Source organism: Salicola sp. AFF1 (genome assembly GCF_056783195.1).
In genome coordinates this window covers 1-4,939 of sequence record NZ_JBXAYL010000056.1, presented here as the reverse complement: position 1 = coordinate 4,939, position 4,939 = coordinate 1, and the positions used below count along the sequence as shown (strand labels likewise).

The 4,939-nt window shown below is 51.5% G+C and carries 6 protein-coding genes and 1 other RNA gene; all 7 read left to right on the top strand.

Annotation, left to right across the window (positions count from 1 at the left end; genetic code table 11):
- On the top strand, positions 1–375 hold a 375-nt coding region (locus tag AC1RQI_RS16250), incomplete at its 5' end, for an IS66 family transposase (protein ID WP_481905658.1).
- Positions 376–1,047: 672 nt separating this feature from the next.
- Positions 1,048–1,110: hammerhead ribozyme type II (locus AC1RQI_RS16245), an RNA gene on the top strand.
- 277 nt (positions 1,111–1,387) lie between these two features.
- Positions 1,388–2,146: a hypothetical protein gene (locus AC1RQI_RS16240; protein ID WP_481905657.1), complete on the top strand. Its 759-nt coding sequence runs from the start codon at positions 1,388–1,390 to the stop codon at positions 2,144–2,146.
- A gap of 90 nt (positions 2,147–2,236) precedes the next feature.
- Positions 2,237–3,067 carry an alpha/beta fold hydrolase gene (locus AC1RQI_RS16235; RefSeq protein WP_481905656.1) on the top strand — a complete coding sequence of 277 codons (831 nt, stop codon included), beginning with the start codon at positions 2,237–2,239 and terminating at the stop codon, positions 3,065–3,067.
- A gap of 93 nt (positions 3,068–3,160) precedes the next feature.
- The gene (locus AC1RQI_RS16230; protein WP_481905655.1) at positions 3,161–3,577 is read left to right on the top strand and encodes a hypothetical protein; all 417 of its coding nucleotides are present in this window, start codon (positions 3,161–3,163) and stop codon (positions 3,575–3,577) included.
- 215 nt (positions 3,578–3,792) lie between these two features.
- The gene (locus tag AC1RQI_RS16225) at positions 3,793–4,302 is read left to right on the top strand and encodes a hypothetical protein (protein WP_481905654.1); all 510 of its coding nucleotides are present in this window, start codon (positions 3,793–3,795) and stop codon (positions 4,300–4,302) included.
- Positions 4,303–4,332: 30 nt separating this feature from the next.
- On the top strand, positions 4,333–4,692 hold the full coding sequence (locus AC1RQI_RS16220) for a hypothetical protein (RefSeq protein WP_481905653.1): 360 nt from the start codon (positions 4,333–4,335) through the stop codon (positions 4,690–4,692).
- Positions 4,693–4,939: the final 247 nt, after the last annotated feature.

Genomic DNA, 4,939 nt, shown 5'->3' with positions numbered 1-4,939 from the left:
CTGGACGACAACGCCGGCAAGGTCGCGAAGGGCTCACTGACCCGCAAGGCCATGGACTACGCCCTGAACCAGTGGGAGACCCTGGTGGGTTACTGCGAGCGCGGGGATCTGCACATCAGCAACGCCCTGGCCGAAAACGCCATCCGCCCGTTCGCGCTCGGACGCAAGGCCTGGCTGTTCGCAGACACCCGACAAGGCGCTAGTGCCAGTGCAACCTGCTACTCGCTGATCGAGACGGCAAAGGCGAACGATCTGGAGCCGTCGACCTACATCCACCATGTGCTCAAGCACATCGGCGAGGCGGACACCGTCGAGAAGCTGGAGGCGCTGTTGCCCTGGAATACGGGCCTGGAGCCGACTCCGAAAAAGAGCTGATTATTGGTTCTGGGGCAAGTGGGTCGATTCGCTGGCGCTTACGGCATTCGTGTGTTCAAGTCGATCAAGGCTCCTCCTTTGTTCCCGGTGTTAGGCCCTTCACCCTGTCCCGACCATTACGACGGGCGTTTGGCTACTATGGCCGCTGCTGACTTCTGCTCAATCACCGACGGAGTTACCCCCATCGGCGCTATCGGTGTCCATCTCGTTCGCTCGCAACCACCGATGGCAACGGTTGCGCCCAGGCTTGCTCGACCAGTGGCCTGACTGGTGATTGAACCGATCGCTCGTTGAGCAGATCTCCCCAGATAAGGACATGCACTGTCACTGCACAGCTGCATCATTTACGGTGGCCGTTAGATCACGCGGCTTCGTTGTCTTGTGCCAACTCGCCTTCGGCCTACGCCTCATATGATGTTCTTGTTCATCAGCTCGCAGTTTTGCTAGCGGCTTCCTCCAGACCGCTCCTCACGGACCGGCCCTTGCCATTCGCTAGTGGTTCGCGTTCAATCGGGGAAACCCGATGAACGGTGATCTTCCCACAGGGGACTTTCACCCCATTAGTTCATGCCCATGCTGGGCGTACACAAACGCGTCAATTAGGACGCTCGCAAGCTCGCGCCTATTACGCAGGCGTTATGTTTCAGTCGCAGCGTCAGGCGACATTCGATAAGCCGAAACGCCCATGGGCGTCTCTCGGAGGTAGCCTCCCGAGACTGATGATGGCAGGCATCGTTTTTGTATTACTAAATCCGTCCAACTATTGGACGCAATATGTTTGTTCAGAAGTGATATTTCTACTATCAAAAGTCGTTAAGGAGGGTTTGCTTATGGTTATAAGGTCAATACGAGAAGTTAAGCCGTTTGCTAAATCTACTGCCAACGTCATCATTGACGCTTGGGAGGCCTGCCTCCCTTACAGGCCAAGCCTGCTGACGAGTTGGTGAAATTCCAACGAAAAGGGGTTCCGAGAATTGAAACATAAAAACATGTTATGTTTTTGGTCTAAGCCATGGATTTCAATCAGTTACAAATTAGGATTCTCGAAGAGTCGTCGAAAACGACTGGCCATGGCGGCTTCGCTTCGAAATCTTGCGCACGTCACTTAGAACGAGCGCTTCAGCTGCGGACCAGCATGCCAGAGGTAGCAGCTTTTTTAGCAATCACGGCTGAGGAAGAAGCTGCAACTGCAGTTTTTGCAGCTTTACGTAAAAGAAGGTATGCCCATGCAAAACAGCTCAAGGTGCGGGATCACAGATTCAAAGCTGGAGTTTACCCATTTCTAAAGCTGTTGGGCGAAGTCTTGGGACCGCTAAAACACGAGTTTCCGTTGACCCTGTTCTTCGATCAAAAAAGCGATAAGGAGAAACGTGACATTCTGCGCGTCCGAATGCCGATTGGGATTCAGGGTGATAGGCAATTTTGTATTGTGCCAGAGCCACCGCTGAATCTCGTATCTGTAGACCCAGGTGGCACTCCAACGAATTACTTAAAGCAAGTGCGAAGTGTCGCTTCTGATCAAGGAATTCACTCGATATACGAGTATATTCAAGATGTTGCAAATCAAAGAAATACTATGCTTTATGCCTCGGACTCAGGGATACCTGAGTTGAAGAATATTGATAACATTCTTGATCGCCACGTTAGAGCTGCCTTTCTTAACCTAATAATGTATCTACTGATTGAACCACATAAAATACAGAATCTTGTTCAAGAAGCGCTGCAAACGTTCCTGAGTATTCTTCACCGTATTGACGAGAAAGAAACATAACCAGCGGCATCACGGTGACCGCTTTTCCGCCGCTACGCGGCTCCAAAACGGCACGTCTGCCGAGCGTTATGCAGAAAAGGAGTTCAGAAATTGATCAACTGGAAACTTTCAGAATCTTATGACTTCGACGGGCGGGAAGTTCGTTATGGCCGGTTGGGCGAAGGCCCGCCAATGGTCCTTGTTCATGGGACTCCCTGGTCATCATTCAATCTGCGTCATCTGATACAGCAGCTGTCCAAAGAGTACACGGTCTATTTTTTTGACCTGCTGGGCTATGGCCAATCTTGTACGGCGGAAGGCGACGTGTCGCTGGGTGTGCAGAATAAGGTTTTGGATAGCTTGCTTACTCATTGGGAGCTGGATGACCCGATTATTGTCGGTCATGACTTTGGGGGCGCTACCGCGCTCAGAGCTCATCTTCTCAATGAACGGGCTTTTAAGAAGATTATTCTGATTGATCCAGTCGCAGTCTCTCCTTGGGGCTCGCCATTTTTCCGCCATGTAAACAGGTATGAAGCCGCTTTTTCAGGGCTCCCAGACTATATTCACGAAGCTGTGGTCCGGTCCTACGTGCAAACGGCTGCTTTCAAGCCTCTTGATGAGCCAACACTAGAGGGAATCGTTTCGCCGTGGACTGGCGAGTGCGGCAAGACAGCTTTCTATCGTCAGATGGCTCAAGCAGACTCTAAATACACCGACGAGGTCCAATCGCTTTATCCTACGATTACTACACCGACCTTAATTCTTTGGGGCCGGGAGGATAGCTGGATACCGCTTGAGCGAGGGGAAGAGCTCCACGACTTGATTCCAGGATCGGTTTTTCGCGTGATTGATGATGCAGGCCACCTCGTCATCGAAGAGAAGCCTGATAAGCTGGTGCAGGAAATTTTGGATTTTTGTGCAGACCTCGGAACTACATAACCAGTCGCTCAAGTTCGTTCCCGGCCTTGCGGCCGTCCACCGGACGGCCCTGTCGGGCCGCCGCTTAACTATTCGTTGGGCGTAAAGGAAGTAATGAGTATTCCAATCTTAATTGCTGCTGCGATCGTCTTTGTGGCCTTTGTGGCTCATACGATAGTTGGTAATCGTGAAGCGCTGAGTACGCGACCGTCCGCGCCAGACGGTGTTGCCAGCGGCAATTCTGCCATTGTGGAGCGCAACTGGGTCCAATCCCTCTGTGCCTTCCAAATGGTCACGGTCGATTTGTTCGTGCTGTCCCTGTTGCTATTTGCGCTGGGTGCTACCGAACTCGTACCCGCCAAGCGCGAGGTAACTTTGGCCGCCTCGGCCTTTTTGGCATTCTGGGGCGTAGCATGGCTTATCCAGTTGCTGGTGTTGCGTCGTCGTCTGAGAGACTATCTCCTCTTGAGTCAGTGGCTGTTTTGGTTCGTTTGTTCTGGCCTGCTGTATTGGGGGGCACAGACTTTATGAGAGGCGCCCAACCAAGCGCTCCACCGGACGGCAATTTCGCTGCGCTTCATTGCCGCCGGTGAGCTTGGTCGTTGGGCGCTGCGGGCGGACTTGTCGCGACCGCCTCCTATTGACTGGATGTAGGGTGCCTAGATAACCTAGGAGGCAATCGCTTCTATCGGAGGCGTTGGCTGGCTAAGGTCAGTATGGATTATTGACGAAAAGGAATTTTTAAAATGACAGATCTCTCCAAGGAACGTACCGCTCAGGCAAAAATTGCCATCGGCGGCATTGGCCTCACCTCCACCAAACTTGGATTTGGCCTCAATCTCGGCTCAATGGCGTATCTTGGGATACGCAAGAACAGGCTCGCCAAAGAATTCACTTATGGGGTAAACAGTGTCCTAGACGTTGATGGGCATAGTGGGTCGATCGTGGTCGGGTATGTAGCTACCGAATGGTTTTATCTCAGCGATGGCGCATTCGAGGCATTGCGCACAAGAAACATCATTGGAAGCGGGTACTCAGTCGATATTCAGGTCGAAGGATCAACTCTGGGCGCTGGGAAAGCAGATGTCACCATCGACCTGATTAATCAGTATGGCGCTCATAACACGATTGTTGATCTTTATGGTGTCAAAGTGTCCGGCCTTCAGGTTGCTGGGACCGGTGTAAGAGGCAAACTGCAAAAAGGGCCGGCTACGATCAATCGTGATCGCAACGGCATGTCAAAAGCCTTTGAATGACACTTTTTTCGACCTTAACGGTGTGGCGTCATGAATAATTTTACCCAGGTGTCCCGTTCTCTCGTTTGGGGCAACCGCCTAGTTATCGTTCTGGGGGTATGGGCAATTGCCTGTGTTTCCGTTTTTCCGGAATTCCGGTCATTTATGGAAAGCATGGGGGCTTTTGATCAGGGCTCGGGAACCATACTCTTAGCGCTCACGCATGAATCCATTCGCTATATCGCGTTGCTGGCAGTTTTAGTGGTGATTGGCAAGGAAATATGGTTGCTCAATCACCTCAGGGTTCGGTTCAAAATGAACGTTATAGCTATGCTCGTTGGCTTCGGTTTGAATGGCCTGTTTTTCCTTTTCAACTATCTGTACGTGTTTCTTCCCGGAGAAACAGCCTGATTCAAGAATTATAATTCTACGCTTCTAGTTTGCGTGTTTTGCAGCAACAGGAATTAGCACTTACTTAATTGCCTCATAGCTAAATTATCATGACGGATGAAGCCTATATTCCATAACCTGCCAACTAACCAAAGGGTCAACAGGACGCTTCTACCGTCGCGCCAGTTACCCTAACCCGGATTTCTCATGAGCATCCAGAAACCGGACTGCTGGCCGCGTAGCGGGCTGTTGGCTCAGCTCTCAATCC

Coding starts and splice junctions, on each gene's coding strand:
- AC1RQI_RS16240 (WP_481905657.1), top strand. CDS start 1,388: ATGGATTTCAATCAGTTACAAATTAGGATTCTCGAAGAGTCGTCGAAA.
- AC1RQI_RS16230 (WP_481905655.1), top strand. CDS start 3,161: ATGAGTATTCCAATCTTAATTGCTGCTGCGATCGTCTTTGTGGCCTTT.
- AC1RQI_RS16225 (WP_481905654.1), top strand. CDS start 3,793: ATGACAGATCTCTCCAAGGAACGTACCGCTCAGGCAAAAATTGCCATC.
- AC1RQI_RS16220 (WP_481905653.1), top strand. CDS start 4,333: ATGAATAATTTTACCCAGGTGTCCCGTTCTCTCGTTTGGGGCAACCGC.